This is a genomic window from Actinoplanes aureus (genome assembly GCF_015704865.1).
Lineage (GTDB): Bacteria > Actinomycetota > Actinomycetes > Mycobacteriales > Micromonosporaceae > Actinoplanes > Actinoplanes aureus.
Genome location: NZ_JADQTO010000011.1, coordinates 163,444 through 182,037, shown reverse-complemented (window position 1 = coordinate 182,037; position 18,594 = coordinate 163,444). Strand labels below are relative to the sequence as shown.

Sequence of the window (18,594 nt, the reverse complement as noted above, 5' to 3'; positions counted from 1 at the left end):
AGGAGACACGTGACCTGGGACGACGGCAGCCCGTACGTGGATCGCCTGGCCGACGGCATTCACGCCTATGTCCAGCCCGACGGCGGCTGGATGGTGAACAACTGCGGCGTGATCGTCGACGGCCGGGGCAGCGCGGTGCTGGTGGACACCACCTCGACCGAACGCCGCAACCGGGCCGTGCTCGCCGAGGTCGCCAAGATCAGCAGCGGCGCACCACGTGCCGTGGTGAACACCCATCACCACCCGGATCACACGTTCGGCAACGGTTTCCTGCCTTCCGAGACCCTGGTCATCGGGCATGACCGGTGCCGCGACGAGGTCCTGGCCGCCGGTCTGGAAGCCACCCGGGTGATCACCGCCCCGGACTACGGCGACCTGGTGGTGCGCCCGCCGAACCTCACGTTCAGCGACCGGATGACCATGCACCTGGACGGGTTCCCGGTCGAGTTGCAGCACGTCGGCCGCGCGCACACCAGCAACGACGTGGTGGTGTGGCTGCCCGAGCAGAAGGTCCTGTTCGCCGGTGACCTGGCCTTCGCGGGCGGCCAGCCGTTCCTGCTCGAGGGCTCGGTGGCCGGCTTCCGGTCAGCCATCGCGCACATGCGGGCGCTGGAGCCGGCTGTGCTGGCACCGGGCCACGGCCCGGTCTGCCGCGGTGACGAGGTCGGTGTTCTCCTGGACAACCTGGACGCCTACGTCTCCTATGTGTCCTCGGTGGCCGAGAGCTCGTTCAAGGAAGGCCTCTCACCTCTGGAAGCCGCGATCAAGCACCGCGACAACCCGTTCAAGGGCTGGGCCGAGACCGAACGCTTCGTCGGCAACCTGCACCGCGCCTACTCGGAGCTGTCCGGCAAGCCGATCGACACCCGGATCACCGTCCCGTCGGTCTGGCCGGACATGGTGGCGTTCCACGGCGGGCCGATCCCGTGCCACGCGTGAACGTCCCCCGCCGGGTCGTCACCGGACACACCCCTGACGGCGTCTCCGTGGTCCTTTCCGACGGCCCGGTCCCGGTCAGCCGCGAACTTCCCGCCGACGGCGTCGCCTTCCACGAGATCTGGAACACCGAAGGAGCACCCACCCGCATCCTCGCGGCCGAACCCACCGAGCCCACCGCACGTACCCTCGCCGTCCCGCCACCCCCGCGCGGCACGAAGATCCGCATCAACGAGTTCCTCCCCGGCCACCTCGACGCCCACGGCCGCCAGTCACCGGTGCACCGGACCGCCTCCATCGACTACGGCATCGTCCTGGACGGCGAGATCACCCTCCTGCTCGACGACTCCGAGGTCACCCTGCACGCCGGCGACGTGGTGGTCCAGCGCGGCACCGACCACGCCTGGGCCAACCGCGCCGACGTCCCGGCCCGGGTGGCCTTCATCCTGGTGGACGCGGAATTCGACGAAAGCCTGGCAGCGACACTCCCGGGAGGCCTTTCCGGTCTCATGCGAGAGGGACCAGGAGATTAGGTACGCGTACCGCACAGTCCCGCCGAGCCGCGCGACCACCTGCCACCCCAGGCCGCCACGCGGCCGCCGGGAAACAGCACGTGGTCGCGCGGGCAGCCAGGCGCCGTGCCGGTGACTATGGTCGGACGGATGGAGCTGGACCACCTCGCGATCCTGCGGCGGGAACTCGCCACCTTCCACGGCTACCTGGGCGACGACCTGGACGTTGCGGTCGAGCACTGTGGCGACTGGACGCTTGGCGACCTCACCGCCCACCTCGGCACCGGCAACCTGTGGGCCGCCGTGGCCGTCACCGAACGCCGCGGCGGCTACCGCCCGGATCCGCCGGAGAGCGGGCTGCCCGACTGGTTCGCCGAGACCGCGCGCGTTCTCACCAGCGCGCTGGAGGCCGACCCGGCCACCGAGGCCTGGACGTTCGCGCCACCGCACACCGTCGGGTTCTGGCGCCGCCGCCGCTGCCTGGAGACCCTGGTGCACCGCTGGGACGCCGAGCACGCCCTCGGGCTGCCCAGCGTTCTGGACCCGGCCCTGTGCGGCGACGGGATCGCCGAGGTCATCGAGGTGTTCGTACCGCGCATGATCAAGCGCGGCGGGCTAGCCCCGCTGCCTGCGGCGGTCCGGTTCACCGCCACCGACCTCGGCGCCTGCTGGATGCTCGGGCCCGGCGATCCGGTCGCCGAGCTCACCGGCACCGCGCCGGAGCTGATGCTGGCTCTGTGGAACCGGGTTCCGATGCCGTGGCACACCCTGACCGGCGACCAGGACACCGCGCGGAAGGTGCTCCGCGGCCCGCTCGTGCCGTGAAATCGGTGGCCGCCGGCTCCGGCGATGTCACAGAATGCGGCAATGATCAGGCTCCCCGCGCTGGCGGCGCTCATGGCGGCGGCGTTCAGTTACCTCACCGTAGAGATTCTGCCGGTCGGGTTGCTGCCGGACATCGCCGCTGACCTCGACGTCTCGCTGACCGCGGTAGGCCTGCTGGTCACCGGATACGGCCTGACCGTCGCCGTGTTCTCGGTCCCGCTGACCCATCTGGTCAGCCGCGTCCCCCGCCGCTACCTGATCACCGGTCTGCTGGCGTTGTTCGTCGTGTCGACCGGCGTCTCGGTGCTGGGCGGATACTGGCTCCTGCTCGCCGGGCGGGTCGTCACAGCGTTGTCGCAGGCGGTCTTCTGGTCGGTCGCCGCACCAGCCGCCGCGGCTCTGGTACCCCCGCATGCGCGGGGCCGCGCGGTCGCCGCGGTCTTCGGCGGCTCCTCCCTCGCTCCGGTCCTCGGCGTACCCGCCGCCACCTGGCTGGGCCAGCAGGCCGGATGGCGTACGGCGTTCCTGGCGGTGGCCGGCCTGGCCCTGCTCGCGATGGCCGGCGTGGCGGCGCTGCTGCCGACGACAGCCCCACGAGACGGACACGCCGCCGCCGGCGCCGCGCCGGACACCCGCGCGTTCTGGCTGCTGATCACGATCACCGGCATCACGATCACCGGCGTCTTCACCGCGTACACCTATCTGACCCCGTTCCTGACCGACGTCGGCGGCTTCTCCGCGTCCGCGGTGAGCGCGCTCCTGCTGGTCTTCGGCATAGCCGGACTCGGCGGTGTGGCCACCGCCGGTTTCCTGGCCGACCGGAGACCGCGCCTGGCCGTACGCCTCCCAATCGCGCTGCTCGCGCTGACCCTGCTCGGTCTCCCCCTGTCCGGCGGCCACCCGGCAGCCGTGACAGCACTGGTGGCGCTCTGGGGTTTCGCGCTGCCGCAGGTGCCGACCACCTTCCAGAGCCGCGTGCTGGTGGTAGCGCCAGGCAGCACCGACCTGGCGTCAGCCACCCTGTCAGCCGTGTACAACCTGGGCATAGCCGCCGGCGCCCTGCTCGGCGGCGTGCTGCTACCGCACGCCGGCCTGCGAGGCGTCTACCTGACCGGCGGCCTAGTGCTGATCGCGGCCCTGGCCGTCCTGGCCGCCGAGCCCACCATGACCCGCCGCCGAGACCGCCCCAGCGTCCCCGCCGCCTCCCGCTGACCAAGCGACACAGACAGCGGCCGCCGGGAAACACCAGTCCGTCCCGCTACGCGAGAACCGGGCGCGGGTGCTCGCCAAGCGGCCTGCCTGCCCGGGGTTGCCGGGCCGTGCACGGTGACGTCGTGGTTGCGCATACCCCGAAGAAGCGGGACCAGAGCCTTCGTGGTCAGGGTCTTGTCCGGCCCAACGTGGGTGCTGTCTGAACGCCGTTGAGACAGCCTTGAGCGTGGGCCAAGCAAGATCACCGCTTGGGGACCCTGACCACGGAAGCTGTCTAGCGCTGGAGCAGCGCGGCCAATCCCTTCCGCAGGCGTTCGATCGGTCTTGGCGGCAGGGGTTCGGTCCGGCAGTTCTCGCTCTCCGGCCGGGTCACCGAGTCGGCCGCCGATCCCCTCGCCAGCCCTTCGGCCCGGCGGTCAAGGAACCCGGTGGCCAACTGCTGGGCATAGCCGAGCACGAGCGCATAGGCAAGGATCTGCTCCTGCGAGTCCAACCCTGACAAACCGGGCACGAAATCGCCTCGGATGGCTACCAGTCCCACGACGGCGGTCAGCGCTCCGGTGGGAACCTTGAGGGTGGCGAGGACTACCGGTATGTCATACGGCGTCGCGCTGCCCTGGACCTTGCGGATGGACACGGCGGCGGCCAGGGAACCGCCGAGCAGGCCCATGAGAGCGACGATCACGATGTCGAAGGACGAGGGCACCGAGCCGTCGGCCGGTCGGCCGGTCGGGCAGCTGGTGATCCGGAAGGCGGTCACCGCTTGGGCCGACGAGCCGGGGGGCGTGTATTCGGCGGGCGGTGTGCCGGTCAGCGGCGGTGCGCCCTCGGCCTGTTGCACGTTGGCGAAGCAGAACGGCATGTACGACGGTTCGTGGAACACCAGGGCCACCACACACGCCATGAGCACCGTGATTCCGATCGTGGCGAGCACGATGATGTTGCGGAAGCTGCGCTGGCGCCGGTGCCACTCGTCGGACGCGGTGTAGGCGGCATCGGAGCAGGCGCGCAGCGCCACCCGCCGGGCTGCCCCGGAGGGCGTGGAGGTCAGACGTTCGGCGGTCAGTCGGCGCGGGTCGTCCCGGTCGAGTTCGCGGCGGGACCGGGCCAGAGCGGCCGGGATGGCGGCGTCCACCTCCTCGTCGTCGTAGAGGTCGATCATCTGCACCTGGGCGGCGTGCAGGTACTGGTAGGCCGCCTCCAGCAGCGGCGCCCGCCACCAGTTCGTCAGCCGGCGGTACGGCGGGTTCTCGCCCTTCGCCGCCGCGCGCGCCTTGTCCAGCAGCGACGTGACACCGTCGGCGACCGCCAGCCGCTCCGGCGACACGTAGTCGTGCCTGGCCAGAAGAACCGCGAGCCGGTTGGTCAGGGCGTCCGCGGTCGCCAGCACGTCTTGGACGAAGACTCGTTGCGCTGAGCTCGCCACAGTGCCCTCCGGCGAGGTGTGTCCCGGCAGCTTGGATCACCCCAGCCTAGGCCAAACAGCGACTTATCAGGATAAAATTCGGGTGGTTGCCAGGGCTTGGCAGGATCGGGTGGTGATCCGCCGCTCCGTTGTGCTTCTCGGCTCTGCCCTGGTTCTGGTTCTGCTCTCGGTGGCGTGGGTCGTCGTGCCGCGGCTGCTGCCGGCCGGTCCGCGGCCGGCGTTCCAGATGCCGGTGGCCTGCGGGGAGGCGTGGCTGCTCGGCACCTATCCGGGACACGACGACTTCGACATCGACTTCTTCCCGGTCAAAGGGCCGGCTTGGGGACGGCCGGTGCTGGCGTCGTTCGGCGGGACCGTGATCGAGGCCGGGGTCAACGGCACGCTCGGCGAGCGAACTCCGCAGAACCCGAAGGGCCCGCACGGCACCGGCGCCGGGTACTGGGTGAAGATCGACCACGGTGGCCGCTGGGAAACGCAGTACCTGCACCTGCTGGAGCCGCCGCTGGTGGAGGTGGGCCAGCGGGTGGAGACCGGTGACCAGCTCGGCAAGGTGGGCAGCACCGGCAAGTCGGGCGCGCCGCACCTGCACTACGAGCAGCGCCGGTCCCGGGAGAAGGTGGAGGCGTACTTCGACGGGGTCGCGGCCGGCATCACCACCGACGACCGGGAGTATTCGGTTCGGCGTACCAGCAAGAACTGCACCCCGGGCGCGGGCGCCGCCTAAAGCGGGATCGTGCAACCGCGCGGTCGCGAGCCACCGTGCAGTCGCCGCTAGCGACGAATGGCCGTGGCTGGCTTCTTCCTCGTCCAGAGCACGTAGACGGCACAGAGGATCAGCATGAGGACGGCGATGGCGGTCCAGGCCCAGCGGGCGAACGGGCCGTCGGTCATGACGAACACCGCCAGCCGCCCACCCATTCTGGGGGTCCAGCTTTTTCGGGGTACGCGCAATCGGCGTCCCGCCGAAGCCGACCCCGTCCCCGCTCTCCCGCCGCGAGCCTGGCTTCCCCTGACCGCCCCAACGCGACCACCGGGAAACAGCATCACCTGCCGGTTACGGCGACGAACGCGGGCAATCACGGCCCCTCCGGCCCGCTGGACCGGCACCCCGGCCGCTGGCAAGCAACCACGACGAAACGCGCCCGGCTCGGCAGCCCCCGGGCAGGCACCCGGCCGCTTGGCGAGCGCCCTCGCTCTTCCCGCAGCGCGAGGGACTGGTGTTTCCCGGCGGCCGCTCTGGGGCCGGGACGCAAAGCCGGGTCCGCGCGGGGAGAGCGGGCACGCGTCGGCTTCGGCAAGACATCGTTCACGCGTACCCCGAAGAAGCAGGACCGGCAAGCAAACCTCGACCACAGATACCCGCCGGACGCTGGCTACAGCCGCACCAATCCCGTGGTGAGATCCACGAGCCGGTCGACGACGCCCGGCGCCAGGTGATGGCCCATGCCGCTGATCTCGGCATACCGGGCACCGGGGATCGCCCGCGCCGTCGCCCGGCCACCGCTGGGATGCACCATCCGGTCGACATCACCGTGGACCACCAGGGTGGGCGCGGTGATCCGGGCCAGCTCGGCGGTACGGTCGCCGCTGGCCTGGATCGCACTGATCTGGCGGGGGATGCCCTGCCGGCCGCCGGTGCGTTCCCACAGCCCGGCGGCCCAGGCGCGTTCCAGGTCGTCGTCGGGTGGGAAAGCGGCCGAGCCGATGTGCCGCAGCATGGCGAGGTGCCGCCGCACCGACTCGTCGACGCTGCGGGCCGGGCGCCGGGCCATCCGGACCAGCGTGGACCGGGCGGGCTGCCCTACCCGGCGGTGGCCGGTGGTGGAGAAGATCGAGGTCAGGGTGGCGACGCGGTCCGGGTGCCGGGCCGCGACGGTTTGCGCGATCATGCCGCCCATCGACATGCCGACCAGGTGGGCCCGTTCGACGCCGAGGTGGTCGAGCAGGCCGATCGTGTCGGCGGCCATGTCGCCCAGGTCGTAGGCGTCCGGGCGGGGGCGGGCGAACAGCTGCCGCAGCCGGCCGGGTGGTGGGGTGTCGATGCGCGACGAGCATCCGGCGTCCCGGTTGTCGAAGCGGATCACCTGGAATCCGGCGCCGGTGAAGCGGTCGATCATCCGCTGTGGCCAGCTGGTCAGGTCCAGGCCGAGCCCGGCGATGAGCAGCAGCGGTTCGCCGGTGCCGTGGACCCGGTAGCAGATTCGTGGACCGCCGGGCAGCCCGACGAAGTCGTCGCTCATGCCGTCACCAGTGCGGAGAACCGCAGCTCCGGGTCGGTGACTTCGGCGGAACGCAGCAGTGCGACGTCGGAGGAGTAGCTCATCGAGGTGAGCCAGGGCATCCGGTCGCCCTGCCGGGGCAGCTGGTCGACGACCCGCCGGATGTACCCGGCGCCGAAGTCCAGGAACGGCCGGGTCGGCATGTCCGGGTCCGCGAGCGATGGGCGGCAGGTGTCGTACCCGTGCTCGTCCATGTGCTTCAGCAGCCGGCAGAAGTGCTCGCAGAGCAGCCCGACCTTCAGCGTCCAGGAGCTGTTGGTGTAGCCGACCGCGTAGGCGAGATTCGGCACGCCGGACAGCATCATCCCCTTGTAGGCGACGGTGTCCGCCAGCTCGACCGCCCGCCCGTCGACGGTCAGCCGTGTCCCGCCCATCGCCTGCACGTTCAGCCCGGTGGCGGTGACGATCACGTCGGCCTCGAGCGAGGCGCCCGATTCGAGCAGGATGCCGGTCTCGGTGAACGACGCGATCCGGTCGGTCACCACCGACGCGCGGCCGTTGCGGATCGCCCGGAAAAGATCACCATTGGGTACGGCACACAGCCGCTGATCCCACGGCCCGTAGGGCGGGTTGAAATGCTCGTCGACCGGATAGCCGTCGGGAAGCTGACGGGTGTTCACCCATCGGATCAGCCGGCGCGCCGCCCTCGGATACTTCTGGCAGAACTGCCAGATCAGGCGCCCCTTCACGATGTTCTTGCGGCGGATGATCGGGTACGCGCGCTCCTCACCGAGCAGGCTCCGCAGCCGGTTGCCGAGCGCGTCCTTCGCCGGCACCGGCATGACGTAACTCGGTGTGCGCTGCAGCATCGTCACGTGGGCCGCCGTCTCGGCGAGCGCCGGGACGAGGGTGACCGCGGTGGCACCACTGCCGATCACCACGATCCGCTTGCCCGCGTAGTCGAGTTCCTCGGGCCAGTGCTGCGGGTGCACGATCTCACCACGGAACCGCTCGCGCCCCTCGAAGTGCGGCGTGAACCCCTGGTCGTAGCGGTAGTAGCCGCCGGCCGAGAAGATCCACCGGCAGGTCAGCCGCTCGGTCGCGCCGGTGTCGCCGCGTTCCACCTCGACGGTCCACCGGGCCTGCGCGGACGACCACGAGGCGGCGACCACCCGGTGGTGGTAGCGGATCCGCTTGTCGATGCCGTGCTCGGCGGCGGTCCGGCGCACGTACGCCAGGATCCGGTCCGCCGTGGCGATGGAGTGGTCGTCGGTCCACGGCGCGAACTCGTACCCGAAGGTGTGCAGGTCCGAGTCGGACCGGATGCCCGGATAGCGGAACAGGTCCCAGGTGCCGCCGCTGGCCCCGCGCGCCTCCAGGATCGCGTAGTCCCGCCCGGGATGGTCGCGCTGCAGGTAGTACGCGGCGCCGATGCCGGAGATGCCGGCGCCGACGATGACGACGTCGAGGTCCATGCCGCCCATCATGCGTGATCATGGCACGGCGGCGCAGTGACGGTGTGCTGCGATCTGAGGCGTCAGTGGTGCAGACTGCACCCATGGCGTGGGAGCTGCCGTCGAAACCGGTCCGGGAGCTGATCCGGCGCGGCGCCACGATCGTCCTCAATCCCCGGCCCGCCTGGCTGGCCGAGCTGGACGACGCCATCCTGTCCGGCAGCAACATGCACGCGATCGCGGCCGACCCGGTCCTGGCGGCCGGCACCCGCCGCACCAACCGCGCCAACCTGGCCACCTGGGCGGCCGCCAACATCAACGACCCGGGCGCCCGCGTGCCGGTGGTGCTCAGCGAGCCGGCCGTCGCGGTCGCCCGCGATCTGGTACGCCGTGGCCTCAACGAGTCCGCCCTGGACGCGTACCGGATCGGCCAGGGCGTGTCATTGCGGCTGTGGACCCGGGTCGCGTTCACCCTGACCACCGACCCGGCCGAGCTCAGCGAACTGCTGGACGTGTCGTGCCGGTCCATCTCCACGTTCATCGACGACACCGTGGCCGCGATCTCGGCACGCATGCAGTCCGAGCGCGCCGACCTGACCCGCGGCAGCCATGCCGAGCGCCGGGAGACCGTGATGCTGCTGCTGGACGGGGCGCCGATCGGCCGGCCGCGCGCGGAGGCACGGCTCGGCTACCCCCTGACCGGTACGCACACCGCGGCGATCATCTGGAGCGACGACCCGGACTCCGACCTGGGACACCTGGACCGGGCCGCCGATCTGCTCGCCACGGTCGCCGGCGAGGCGCATCCGCTCAGCGTGACGGCGAGCGCGGCCACCCGCTGGGTCTGGGTGCACGGCCACCCCGATCCGGTCCGGCTGCGTGCCGCACTGGCCGGGCTGCCCGCCGTACGCCTCGCCCTCGGCCCGGCCGACGCCGACCTGGACGGCTTCCGCCGCAGCCACCTGCACGCCCTCACCACCCAGCGGATGCTGGCCCGGCTGGCGTCCCCGCAGCAGCTGGCCACGCACGACGAGGTCGAGCTGGTCTCGCTGATCACCCACGATCCGCAGCGGGCCGACGACTTCATCAAGCGAACCCTGGGCCGCCTGGAGACCGCACCACCGGAGGTCGTCGACGCGGTCCGGGTGTTCGTCGCCGAGCAGTGCAACGCCTCCCGCGCCGCCGAGCGGCTGTTCACCCACCGCAACACCCTGCTGCGCCGGTTGCACCGGGCCGATCAGCTGCTCCCCCGCCCTCTCGCGACCGGCAGCGTGCACGTCGCCGTCGCCCTGGAGGTCCTGCACTGGCGTGGCCGATGACGGCCGCTTTCACCGAGCATCGCGGTCTGCTGTTCGCGGTCGCGTACCGGATGCTCGGCAGCGTCACCGAGGCCGAGGACGTGGTGCAGGAGGCCTGGCTGCGATGGAACCGTGTCGACCCGGGGACGGTGGCCGACGCGGAGGGCTATCTGGTGCGGGTGACCATCCGGCTGGCGATCGACCAGTTGCGCAGTGCGCGGGTGCGCCGGGAGGCGTACGTCGGCCCGTGGCTGCCCGAGCCGCTGCTGACCCGGCCGGACGTCGCCGAGGACGTGGTCCGCGCCGAGTCGGTCTCCACCGCGCTCCTGCTGATCCTGGAGACGCTCACACCACTGGAGCGGGCGGTGTTCGTGCTGCATGAGGCATTCGGTTACGCGTACGGTGAGATCGGTTCGCTGCTGGGTCGTGCGGAGCCGGCGGTGCGGCAGCTGGCGCGCCGGGCGCGGTCCGCGGTCGAGGCGCGGGAGCGCCGATATGACAGCGACCCGGCGACCCGGCGGGTGGTCGCCGAGCGGTTCCGGGCGGCGTGCGAGAGCGGCGATGTCGCGGCCCTGATGGCGGTGCTGGCGCCGGACGTGACGATGCTGAGCGACGGCGGCGGCACGACCGGCGCGCCCCGCAAACCGATCCGGGAGCGGGCCCTGGTGGCCCGGGCTCTGCTGGTGCTGTCCCGGCAGCGGCCGGCCGGCTCGGTCATCCGGCCGGCCGAGATCAACGGCGGGCCGGGGCTGGTGGTCATGGCGGGGCCGGCGCCGGTGCTCGCGATGACCCTGCACGTGTTCGACGGGATGGTGCGGACCCTGCACGTGGTGAGCAATCCGGCGAAGCTGACCGGAGTGGTGTGACCCGGCGCACACGGCGTCACGGCTCGTCGGGGCGCCCCGTCCGTGGGGAATGCTCATCATCTACCTCACCGCGGCCCTCACCGGTGCGGCCGCGGTCGCCAACCTGATCGGCGCCGACTACCCCAAGCGCGAGGCGGACCGCAACAGGGTGCCCCGGTCCTGGGTACGGCCGCTCGGCGTACTTCTGGCGGCCGGGGCGATCGGCCTGCTCCTGCCACCGGTCAGCGTGCTCGCCGCGGCCGGGCTGGTGCTGTACTTCCTGGGCGCGCTCGGGGCGCACGTGCGGGCCCGGAACTTCCGGCTCGGCGCGTGGGCGGTCTACTTCGGCGCCTCGGTGGCCGCCCTCGCCGCGAACCTGGTGCAGCGCTAGCTAGCCGTAGGCAGGGTCCTGGCCCACGCTCAATGCTGTCTCAACGGCCGCCAGACAGCACTCACGTTGGGCCGGGCAAGACCCTAGCCGGCCACCTTCCGGTTGGAGGGCACCAGCTGGTGCGGCTCGGTGTCGAGCTCGTCCAGGCCGAAGCTGATGATCTGGCGCGGGTGGATCCGGATGATCGGGGCGTCGCCGTACGGCGAGTCGGCCGGGTGCTCGATCGCCTCGGCGGTTCCGCGCACCTCCAGGCACCGGACCCGCCACGGGGTGGTGGACACCAAGTCGTCGACGACGAAGGCGACCTGGCCGTTGGCGGCCACGTTGCGGTACTTGCGGCTGTCCGTCAGCCGGTGACCGGCGACGTCGATGGTCCCGGTGGCCGCGTGGTAGCGGTAGCCGACCGGGCTGTTCTGCAGGGTCCCGTCCGGGCGCAGTGTGGCCAGGCGGCCCAGCCGTTGCCCGGCCAGGTAGTGGATCTCGATCTCGGTGAACGCCATGGACCCACCCTGCAACCTCAATATTGATTGAAGTCAAGGGCTCGCCGCTTTACCGTTCCGGCCATGTCGTCCCAGCGGCCTTCGCCGGCCGTCCTGCGCGCGTTCGGGGCACAAGGGCAGCCGGCCCCGCTGGCCGGCGGCCGCGGCACCTCCTGGGCCGCCGGCGACCTGGTGTTCAAGCCGGACGACGGCCCGGCACCCGCCTGGCTGGCGTCGGTGGTCCCGGACGGCTTCCGCCTCGCGGCTCCGGTCACCACCCGGGACGGCGACCTCGTCCATGACGGCTGGACCGCCACCCGATGGGTGGCCGGCAGCTCACCGGACTACTCCCAGGTCGACACCTGGCGGGCGATTCTCGCCGCCGGGCGGGCGTTCCACCGGGCCGTGGCGGATCTGCCCCGGCCGGACGACCTGGACACGCGGCACGACCGGTGGGCGCTGGCCGACCGGGTGGCCTGGGGCGAGCGCACCACCCGCTTCCACCCCGCGTTCGCCGGTCTGGCGGCACGGCTGCGAGCCGCGCTGCGACCGCTCGGACCGGCGCAGATCGTGCACGGCGATCTGAGCGGGAACGTGCTCTTCGCGCCGGGTCTGCCGCCGGCGGTCATCGACGTGTCGACGTACTGGCGGCCGCCCGCGTACGCCGAGGGCGTCGTGATCGCCGACGCGCTCTGCTGGCATGACGCCCCGGCGTCGTTGTGGCGGCGGCTGGAGGTGCCGGCCACGGCGGTGGCCCGGGCGCTGCTGTTCCGGATGGCCACCACGAACGAGCTCGTGGACGCGGACTTCGACGACGAGGCCCGCCGGTACGACCGCGCGGCCACCGCCCTCGGCCTATGAGCCGGTCCATTCGTGGCTGAGGACGGCGTACAGATCGGAGTCGCGCCAGCCGTCGCGGATCAGCTCGGTCTCACGCATCCGGCCCTCGTGTCGCAGGCCCAGTTTCCGCAGCACCCGGGCCGATGCGACGTTGCGCGGGTCGCAGGTGGCGAAGACCCGGTGCCGGGCGTGCTCCGCGAAGGCCAGGTCGACCAGCCGGCGGGCGGCCGCGGTGGCGAGACCGCGACCCCACCGGTCCGGGTGGATGCCGTAGCCGATCTCGGCCTGGTGCGGCCCACGCAGGTTGAGCTCGCCGATCCCGGCCACCTCGTCCCCGTCGAGCACGGCGAAGACGAAGCGGGTCCGCGACGGCCGCGCGGCCTCCCGGACGAAGTCCCGGGTCTGCTCCGGTGTGTTCGGACCCCAGGCCTGGTAACGGCAGGCCTCCGGCAGCCGGGCCCAGTCGTGCACCGCGGGCCAGTCCCGGTACGTCAGCGACCGCAGCATGTCCGCCTCACCCTCTGAGCAGGTCGAGCACCCATCCGGTCTCGTACGCGTCAACCGCGTCGACCAGCGCCCGCAGGATCACCGGATGCTCACATCCGGCCGCACCGAGCCGCCGGGCCAGTTCGGCCGGATCCGCTTCCGCCCGGGCGACCGCCCGCCAGCCCGGCTCGACGGTCGCCGCCAGAGCCGCGTCGACATCACCCATGAAAACCGCCAGGTCCCGGTGCGGGAACTCCGGGTTCGCCCGCTCGCGCATGGTGTACTCGCCCTGGAGTACCCACCCGCCGCCGTCCTGGACCCACCGATAGCCACCCTGCGCGGCGCAGTTGTCCCAGTGCTCGAGGTGGTAGGCCAGGGGTTCCCCGTCCAGCGCTCGCAGCGCGGCCGCCAGGACCGGCTGGGCCACCGCACGCTCCTCCGATGTGGTCATCGGCGTGAACCGGGAGAGCAGCGCGACGAACGGCCCGGGGTGCCGCAGATCCGGATCGCGCAGGGCGGCCAGCCGGGCGATCCGGTCCAGCTCGTCCCACCGGAAGATCCACGGCAGGTACGCCTCGGCGGCGTCGTCGTAGCCCAGCTGCGGCAGCTCGGCGTCGCCGTGCCGCAGAATCACCCGCATCAGGGTGGGGTGCAGCATCACCTCGAGGCCGAGGGTCCGTTCACCGGCGGTGAGCAGCGACAGGCTCGTCCACTCCGGCGGGTCCTCCTCGTCGTCCCGGTCCAGGTATCCGTCCCAGAAGCCGGGGTCGAACACGATGCGCCGGATCAGGTCTCGGCTCGGGGGATTCATGCCGGGGATCTTGTCAGATGTCCGCCGGTCGGGGCCCATTCATCCGAGCCGCATGATCGTCTCCTCGATCTCGGTGGCGCGCCCGTTCGCGTACGAGGTCTCGGCCCCGACGACCACGAATCCGGACCTCAGCAGCACCTTGATCGACGCCGCGTTGTCGGCCGCCACCCGCGCGAACAGCGGCCGGTCCGGAACGAGCTCGAGCATCAGCGCCAGGGCCTGCCCCGCGATGCCGCGCCCCCAGAACTCCCGCCCGATCCAGTAGGTGACCTCGGTGTCGCCCTCCATGACAAACGCGGCCACACTGCCGGCCAGCCGCCCGTCGGCGGTCACCGCACGCAACGTCACCTCCGGTGACGCGCGCAGCCGCGCCATGTGCGCGTCGAACGCCACCCGATCCTCCGGATCGGCGGCCGTGAAGGCCGCCATCTTCACCGACTCCGGGTCGCGCATGTGATCGAAGAGCACATCCAGGTCGGCATCAGCGATCGGCCGCAGCGCAACATCCATCCGGCGAACCTATCAGCGGTACGCGTGACCGGCTGTCCCGCCGAATCGGGACCGTCCCGCCCACCAGCGCTGCTGCCGGCGCTACACGCGGAACTGGCCGACCAGGTCGCGCAGCTGGTGGGACATGCTGGCCAGTTGCTCGGCGGTCTGCCGGGACTCCACGACCCCCCGGGCGGTGTCCTGGCTGGCGGACGCGACCCCGGTGATGCCGGCGGCGATCTCGCCGGAGCCGGTCGCCGCCTCCACGATGTTGCGGCCCATCTCGGCGGTGGTCGCGGTCTGCTCCTCGACGGCGGCCGCGATGGTGGTGGAGTGCTCGTTGACCTCACCGATGATCTCGGCGATCCGGTTGATGGCGGCGACGGCCGACCCGGTGTCCTCCTGGATCGCCTGGACCCGGTCGCTGATGTCGGTGGTGGCGCGGGCGGTGGCCTGGGCGAGGTCCTTGACCTCGCCGGCGACGACGGCGAAGCCCTTGCCGAGTTCGCCGGCGCGGGCGGCCTCGATGGTGGCGTTCAGAGCGAGCAGGTTGGTCTGCTCGGCGATCGAGGTGATCAGGCTGACGACACCGCTGATCTCGTTGCTGGAGCGGCCCAGCCGGTCGATGGTCTCGGTGGCGGTGCGGACGCTGTCCACGCCGGTGGCGGCCACCCCGGCGGCCCGGCCGGCGCCGTCGGCGATCTCCCGGATCGCGGCGTTCATCTCCTCGGTGCCGGCGGCCACGGTCTGCACGCTGCGGGACACCTCCTCGGCGGAGCTGGCGATCATGTCGGACTGGCCGGAGGCCGAGTCGGCGGCGGCCGCGATCCGGGTGGAGGTGGCGGTCAGCTCGCCGGCGGCGTCGGAGAGGGTGCGGCTGTTCTCGGTGATCGTGGCGAACGCGGTACGCAGCACGTCGAGCGTACGGTTCACCGCGCGGCCCATCGAGGTGAGCTCGTCACGGCCGGTCTCCGGGGCTCGCACGGTCAGGTCCTTGTCCGCGACGTCCCGGAGAACGGCGACGGTGGCGGCCAGCGGCAGAGTGATGCTGCGGGTCACGACGACGGCGATCAGCACGCTGAGCACGAGGCAGAGCAGTCCCGCGACGATCATGGAGGTCTCGGCCGTCGCGGAGGTGTCGTCGGCCTCCTGCTGGGCGGCTGTCCCGCGGGCGTTGGTGAACTCCACCAGCCGGTCGACCGAGCCGATGATCGCGGTCATCAGCTCCAGGGCTTCGCCGGAGGCGAGCCCGTTCGCCTCCTGGGTCCCCGCGCGGGTGCCGGACCGGTAGCCGGCGATGATCCGCCCGTCGACCGCCATGAACTGCTCGAAGGATTGCTGAACGGCGTCGACCTGAGCCCGCTCGTCGGCGGTCAGCCCGAGGGATTCGAGTTTGGCGAGATCCTCGCGGAAGGCGGCCGTGGAGGCGAGGAAGGACGCACGCTGCCCGACCGAGTCGTCGGTGGCGCCCTTGACGCCACGGATGGTGTCGAACGCGTACCCGGTCTGCCAGCCGTTGAAGTCGGCGGTGCGGAACTTGGCCAGCATGGCCGCCTGGCGGGCGGCGGTCGCTGCCGCGACGTCCTTGGCGGCGGAGCGGGACCGCTCCTGGCCCCACAGCCCGAAACCGAGGGCGGTGAGCATGCACAGGCAGATCACGGTGAACGCGGCACCGAGCCGCACACCGATCTTCAGGTTCCGGAGAAAGCGCATCATCACCGCTGACCATACGCACCGGGAGCGCTGGTCAGGGCCGATTCGGCAGGGTCCAAAACCTAGCGCACTCGGTTTTGAGCGGACATGCTCGCAGCCGTGAAAAGTCCGCTGAATCTCCGGGTCGAACACCACCCGTCCGGCGCGACCGCCCGCGTCGGTTCCGGCCGGCCCCGGCTGTCCTGGCGACTGCCCGCCGGCGCCGGGCGGCAGGAGGCGTACCGGTGGCGGGCCGGGGACTGGACCTCGCCGTGGCCGAACCCGGCCTCATCGAACTCACCGTGATCATCTCCGCGGAGGGCGGCGGACGCTTCCAGTGCGGCGCACAGCCTGTTCGCCGAGCCCTACGACAACGCCGTCGTTCTGCGGCGCGGGACGCGGCCTGACCGCGCGGAACGCCATCCAGGGCACGTTCGACGAACGTCGAGGTCCGGGTGCCCGCTTCTGGCCGATGACCAGCAGCGTGGTTGGCTACTACTTGCGTACCAGCATCTGTAGCGCTGATGCCCGGCGCCCGTTCATGGTCGCGGTGTCGACATGGCGTTCGCCGATCAGATCGAAGCGTGCGAAGAGCCTGCGCAGGTGTCCCGGGTCATGATGCCGGCACACAGCACCGTCCTCGGTCATGAAAGTCCCGTACGGCTCGCGGGCCGACCGGACGTACGCGGCATAGCGCTGTCGATTTCGTTCGTCGGGTTGCAGCACGAGATCACTGACATAGATCAGGCCACCGGGAGCCAAGACGCGATCCAACTCCGCGACGAGCGCATCCTGTACCTGATCGTCAGGAATGCAGGTGAGCACCGCCAGCACCATGATGACGTCGAAGCTGGCAGCCGCGTGGGGCACAGAAGGCGGTGAGTCGATGACGGACAGGTCAAGACCGGGCCGAGTACGGCGGCCTCGTTCGATCAGCGCTGTCGAGATGTCCACGCCGGACACGTCGGCGAAGCCCAGATCACGGAGCTCGGTCATGGTCCGGCCGTAGCCACAGCCGTAGTCGAGGATGCGCGCGCTTCGGCCGACTGTTGCCAACCATGCAACCTCGAGAGGATGCATAAAGGTCTTACCCGCGCCGGCCGTGTCCCAGTAGCGCGTCTGATGCGCAAGGTCATCCATGCGAGGTCACCATACCGATCAGCACCATGGCAGCCGTCGGAAGAAACAGGGACGTACCGCCACCGCACTGCTCAGCGCGTCACCTTCTCCAGAGCCGCGGCAGCGCCGGCGTCAAGAATCGTACGCACGTGCTGAGCGACTTCAACGGCGAGCCGCTCCGCTGCGGCGGGAACCGCACCCGGCAGAGACGGCAGCAGTCCGGCGAGCCAGGTATCCGGATCGGCCGTCGAGAAGCCGTCCCGTACCCGGCTGATCACCTCGGCATCGTCGCGGGCCGGGTAGGTCCCGAGCCCGCCCGCGTACCCGGTCAACAGCACTGCCAGCGCGAACGCGGTCAGCGGCGCGTCGCCGCCGGCTTGCCAGCGGTCGAGCAGGACGGGCAGGTTGCGGGTGTGCCACTTGGCGACCGCGTTGAGCGAGATGTCGGCGAGACGGTGCTGGAGGGCGGGGTTGCTGAACCGTTCGAGGGTCGCGCCGGCGAACTCCACGGCGGCCGGCGGCAGCGTCGGCAGCACCTCGTCGTCGAGCAAGCGCCGCACGTAGCCGCCGGCCAGCGGGTGCGCGACCGCCTCCGCCACGGTCGTGCAGCCCAGCAGCGGGCCGACCGCGGCGAGCGCGGTGTGCGCGCCGTTGAGCACCCGGACCTTCTTCTCCCGGAAGGGCCGGATGTCGTCCAGGAACTCGACCGGCAGCCCGGCCCGGTCGAGCGGGAACTCGTCACGGATCGCCGGGTCTCCGGCGATGGCCCAGCGGGCGTAGTGCTCGGCGCGGACGGCCAGCCGGTCCCCTTCGACGTCGGCCAGGCCGGGCACGATCCGGTCCACGATGGTGTCGTAGAACCGGCAGTGCGCCGCGACCCACCCGGCGAAGTCCGGCGACAGCTGCCGGGCGTGCCGCAGCACGGCGTCCCGCAGCGCCTGCCCGTTGTCCTCGTTCAGCTCGCACGGCAGGAAGAACAGTCCCCGCGCCGGGTCGCCGCCGAAGTGCCGCCACCGCTCGTGCAGCAGCACGGCCATCTTCGCCGGGAAGGAGGCGGGTGGCGTCGCGGTGAGATCGTCGTCGACGTAAACGATGCCGGCCTCGGTGGTGTTCGAGACGACCAGCCGCAGATCGTCGCCGCACGCCAGCTCGCGGCAGCGGTCCCAGTCCGCGTACGCGTCGACCGCCTCCCGCACCACGTCGACAAGCGTGACCTCGGTGAACGGCTGCCCGTCGCGCATGCCGTCGAGCACCACGTGGAACCGGCCGTCCTGCTCGGTCAGGCCGCTCATCACCTCGCCGGCCCGGGGCGTCACCTTCAGCACCGCCACACCGTGCTCCAGCACGCCGGCCACGTTGGCCTGGTGGATCATCCAGTCGGCGAATCCGCGAAGGAAGTTACCGGCACCGATCTGCATGACGCGTACCGGCAGTGAGCGCCGTTCGATGACAGCGTTGCCGAGTGGACTCACGCGTGTCTCCCTCCGGGCCGGTGGACGCCACCGGCGAAGCCGTGTGATGATGCGTTTTGCAAACGTTCCCACAATTTCCAGCGCTGCG

General features: G+C 71.3%; 21 protein-coding genes. 10 read left to right on the top strand and 11 right to left on the bottom strand.

All coding sequences use genetic code 11. The features are described from left to right. Positions 1-9: 9 nt before the first annotated feature. From I4J89_RS23910 to I4J89_RS23895, 4 genes are all read left to right on the top strand, one after another. Complete coding sequence (locus tag I4J89_RS23910) at positions 10-939, top strand: MBL fold metallo-hydrolase (RefSeq protein ID WP_309238452.1); 930 nt, start codon at positions 10-12, stop codon at positions 937-939. Beyond that, complete coding sequence (locus I4J89_RS50905) at positions 936-1,469, top strand: cupin domain-containing protein (protein WP_196416276.1); 534 nt, start codon at positions 936-938, stop codon at positions 1,467-1,469. The genes I4J89_RS23910 and I4J89_RS50905 overlap by 4 nt, the downstream gene beginning before the upstream one ends. A gap of 129 nt (positions 1,470-1,598) precedes the next feature. After that, the gene (locus tag I4J89_RS23900) at positions 1,599-2,273 is read left to right on the top strand and encodes a maleylpyruvate isomerase family mycothiol-dependent enzyme (RefSeq protein WP_196416275.1); all 675 of its coding nucleotides are present in this window, start codon (positions 1,599-1,601) and stop codon (positions 2,271-2,273) included. Positions 2,274-2,315: 42 nt separating this feature from the next. Beyond that, positions 2,316-3,485 carry an MFS transporter gene (locus tag I4J89_RS23895; RefSeq protein ID WP_230859461.1) on the top strand — a complete coding sequence of 390 codons (1,170 nt, stop codon included), beginning with the start codon at positions 2,316-2,318 and terminating at the stop codon, positions 3,483-3,485. Positions 3,486-3,759: 274 nt separating this feature from the next. On the opposite strand, the gene I4J89_RS23890 is transcribed toward I4J89_RS23895, so the two are convergent. Then, positions 3,760-4,911: a hypothetical protein gene (locus I4J89_RS23890; protein WP_196416273.1), complete on the bottom strand. Its 1,152-nt coding sequence runs from the start codon at positions 4,909-4,911 to the stop codon at positions 3,760-3,762. Positions 4,912-5,023: 112 nt separating this feature from the next. On the opposite strand from I4J89_RS23890, the gene I4J89_RS23885 reads away from it, so the two are divergent. Beyond that, complete coding sequence (locus I4J89_RS23885) at positions 5,024-5,635, top strand: M23 family metallopeptidase (RefSeq protein WP_309238451.1); 612 nt, start codon at positions 5,024-5,026, stop codon at positions 5,633-5,635. A 47-nt stretch (positions 5,636-5,682) separates the two neighbouring features. Here the strand turns inward: I4J89_RS23885 and I4J89_RS23880 are convergent, their stop codons facing one another. The 3 genes from I4J89_RS23880 to I4J89_RS23870 form a co-directional block, all read right to left on the bottom strand. Further along, positions 5,683-5,829: a hypothetical protein gene (locus I4J89_RS23880; RefSeq protein WP_196416271.1), complete on the bottom strand. Its 147-nt coding sequence runs from the start codon at positions 5,827-5,829 to the stop codon at positions 5,683-5,685. A gap of 455 nt (positions 5,830-6,284) precedes the next feature. Beyond that, the gene (locus tag I4J89_RS23875; RefSeq protein WP_196416270.1) at positions 6,285-7,151 is read right to left on the bottom strand and encodes an alpha/beta fold hydrolase; all 867 of its coding nucleotides are present in this window, start codon (positions 7,149-7,151) and stop codon (positions 6,285-6,287) included. Then, positions 7,148-8,605 (bottom strand): flavin-containing monooxygenase, encoded by a 1,458-nt coding sequence (locus I4J89_RS23870; protein ID WP_196416269.1) that lies wholly within the window; start codon positions 8,603-8,605, stop codon positions 7,148-7,150. Before I4J89_RS23870 ends, I4J89_RS23875 begins: the two co-directional genes overlap by 4 nt. An 83-nt stretch (positions 8,606-8,688) precedes the next feature. Between I4J89_RS23870 and I4J89_RS23865 the strand changes: the two genes are divergently transcribed. From I4J89_RS23865 to I4J89_RS23855, 3 genes are read left to right on the top strand one after another with little or no spacing between them, the layout of a single operon-like run. Beyond that, entirely contained in the window at positions 8,689-9,903 is a 1,215-nt protein-coding gene (locus tag I4J89_RS23865; protein ID WP_196416268.1) for a PucR family transcriptional regulator, read from the top strand. Further along, positions 9,900-10,748 carry an RNA polymerase sigma factor SigJ gene (gene sigJ, locus I4J89_RS23860; protein ID WP_196416267.1) on the top strand — a complete coding sequence of 283 codons (849 nt, stop codon included), beginning with the start codon at positions 9,900-9,902 and terminating at the stop codon, positions 10,746-10,748. The genes I4J89_RS23865 and sigJ overlap by 4 nt, the downstream gene beginning before the upstream one ends. 49 nt (positions 10,749-10,797) lie before the next feature. Next, positions 10,798-11,118: a DoxX family protein gene (locus I4J89_RS23855; protein WP_196416266.1), complete on the top strand. Its 321-nt coding sequence runs from the start codon at positions 10,798-10,800 to the stop codon at positions 11,116-11,118. A gap of 83 nt (positions 11,119-11,201) precedes the next feature. Here the strand turns inward: I4J89_RS23855 and I4J89_RS23850 are convergent, their stop codons facing one another. Beyond that, a complete protein-coding gene (locus tag I4J89_RS23850) occupies positions 11,202-11,618 on the bottom strand; it encodes a PPOX class F420-dependent oxidoreductase (RefSeq protein ID WP_196416265.1) in 417 nt (138 codons plus the stop codon). A 63-nt stretch (positions 11,619-11,681) separates the two neighbouring features. On the opposite strand from I4J89_RS23850, the gene I4J89_RS23845 reads away from it, so the two are divergent. After that, complete coding sequence (locus I4J89_RS23845) at positions 11,682-12,458, top strand: phosphotransferase (RefSeq protein ID WP_196416264.1); 777 nt, start codon at positions 11,682-11,684, stop codon at positions 12,456-12,458. Here the strand turns inward: I4J89_RS23845 and I4J89_RS23840 are convergent. The 4 genes from I4J89_RS23840 to I4J89_RS23825 form a co-directional block, all read right to left on the bottom strand. Then, positions 12,453-12,944: a GNAT family N-acetyltransferase gene (locus tag I4J89_RS23840; protein WP_196416263.1), complete on the bottom strand. Its 492-nt coding sequence runs from the start codon at positions 12,942-12,944 to the stop codon at positions 12,453-12,455. The genes I4J89_RS23845 and I4J89_RS23840 overlap by 6 nt on opposite strands. Before the next feature lie 7 nt (positions 12,945-12,951). Then, on the bottom strand, positions 12,952-13,734 hold the full coding sequence (locus I4J89_RS23835; protein ID WP_196416262.1) for a hypothetical protein: 783 nt from the start codon (positions 13,732-13,734) through the stop codon (positions 12,952-12,954). A gap of 39 nt (positions 13,735-13,773) precedes the next feature. Further along, positions 13,774-14,244: a GNAT family N-acetyltransferase gene (locus I4J89_RS23830; protein WP_196416261.1), complete on the bottom strand. Its 471-nt coding sequence runs from the start codon at positions 14,242-14,244 to the stop codon at positions 13,774-13,776. 81 nt (positions 14,245-14,325) lie between these two features. Continuing rightward, positions 14,326-15,939: a methyl-accepting chemotaxis protein gene (locus I4J89_RS23825; protein WP_230859460.1), complete on the bottom strand. Its 1,614-nt coding sequence runs from the start codon at positions 15,937-15,939 to the stop codon at positions 14,326-14,328. Between the two features lie 96 nt (positions 15,940-16,035). Between I4J89_RS23825 and I4J89_RS23820 the strand changes: the two genes are divergently transcribed. Continuing rightward, positions 16,036-16,221, top strand: coding sequence for a hypothetical protein (locus I4J89_RS23820; RefSeq protein WP_196416260.1), 186 nt, complete (start codon positions 16,036-16,038; stop codon positions 16,219-16,221). 189 nt (positions 16,222-16,410) lie between these two features. Here the strand turns inward: I4J89_RS23820 and I4J89_RS23815 are convergent, their stop codons facing one another. Beyond that, positions 16,411-17,055, bottom strand: coding sequence for a class I SAM-dependent methyltransferase (locus tag I4J89_RS23815; protein WP_196416259.1), 645 nt, complete (start codon positions 17,053-17,055; stop codon positions 16,411-16,413). A gap of 71 nt (positions 17,056-17,126) precedes the next feature. Continuing rightward, positions 17,127-18,506 carry a tagaturonate reductase gene (locus tag I4J89_RS23810; protein ID WP_196416258.1) on the bottom strand — a complete coding sequence of 460 codons (1,380 nt, stop codon included), beginning with the start codon at positions 18,504-18,506 and terminating at the stop codon, positions 17,127-17,129. Positions 18,507-18,594 lie beyond the last annotated feature (88 nt).

Excerpts from the sequence above, each read along its gene's own strand:
- I4J89_RS23825 (WP_230859460.1), bottom strand. The coding sequence starts at position 15,939 with ATGATGCGCTTTCTCCGGAACCTGAAGATCGGTGTGCGGCTCGGTGCC.
- I4J89_RS23830 (WP_196416261.1), bottom strand. The coding sequence starts at position 14,244 with ATGGATGTTGCGCTGCGGCCGATCGCTGATGCCGACCTGGATGTGCTC.
- I4J89_RS23815 (WP_196416259.1), bottom strand. The coding sequence starts at position 17,055 with ATGGATGACCTTGCGCATCAGACGCGCTACTGGGACACGGCCGGCGCG.
- sigJ (WP_196416267.1), top strand. The coding sequence starts at position 9,900 with ATGACGGCCGCTTTCACCGAGCATCGCGGTCTGCTGTTCGCGGTCGCG.
- I4J89_RS23845 (WP_196416264.1), top strand. The coding sequence starts at position 11,682 with ATGTCGTCCCAGCGGCCTTCGCCGGCCGTCCTGCGCGCGTTCGGGGCA.
- I4J89_RS23865 (WP_196416268.1), top strand. The coding sequence starts at position 8,689 with ATGGCGTGGGAGCTGCCGTCGAAACCGGTCCGGGAGCTGATCCGGCGC.
- I4J89_RS23855 (WP_196416266.1), top strand. The coding sequence starts at position 10,798 with ATGCTCATCATCTACCTCACCGCGGCCCTCACCGGTGCGGCCGCGGTC.
- I4J89_RS23835 (WP_196416262.1), bottom strand. The coding sequence starts at position 13,734 with ATGAATCCCCCGAGCCGAGACCTGATCCGGCGCATCGTGTTCGACCCC.
- I4J89_RS23870 (WP_196416269.1), bottom strand. The coding sequence starts at position 8,605 with ATGGACCTCGACGTCGTCATCGTCGGCGCCGGCATCTCCGGCATCGGC.
- I4J89_RS23900 (WP_196416275.1), top strand. The coding sequence starts at position 1,599 with ATGGAGCTGGACCACCTCGCGATCCTGCGGCGGGAACTCGCCACCTTC.
- I4J89_RS23880 (WP_196416271.1), bottom strand. The coding sequence starts at position 5,829 with ATGGGTGGGCGGCTGGCGGTGTTCGTCATGACCGACGGCCCGTTCGCC.
- I4J89_RS23850 (WP_196416265.1), bottom strand. The coding sequence starts at position 11,618 with ATGGCGTTCACCGAGATCGAGATCCACTACCTGGCCGGGCAACGGCTG.
- I4J89_RS23895 (WP_230859461.1), top strand. The coding sequence starts at position 2,316 with ATGATCAGGCTCCCCGCGCTGGCGGCGCTCATGGCGGCGGCGTTCAGT.
- I4J89_RS23875 (WP_196416270.1), bottom strand. The coding sequence starts at position 7,151 with ATGAGCGACGACTTCGTCGGGCTGCCCGGCGGTCCACGAATCTGCTAC.
- I4J89_RS23840 (WP_196416263.1), bottom strand. The coding sequence starts at position 12,944 with ATGCTGCGGTCGCTGACGTACCGGGACTGGCCCGCGGTGCACGACTGG.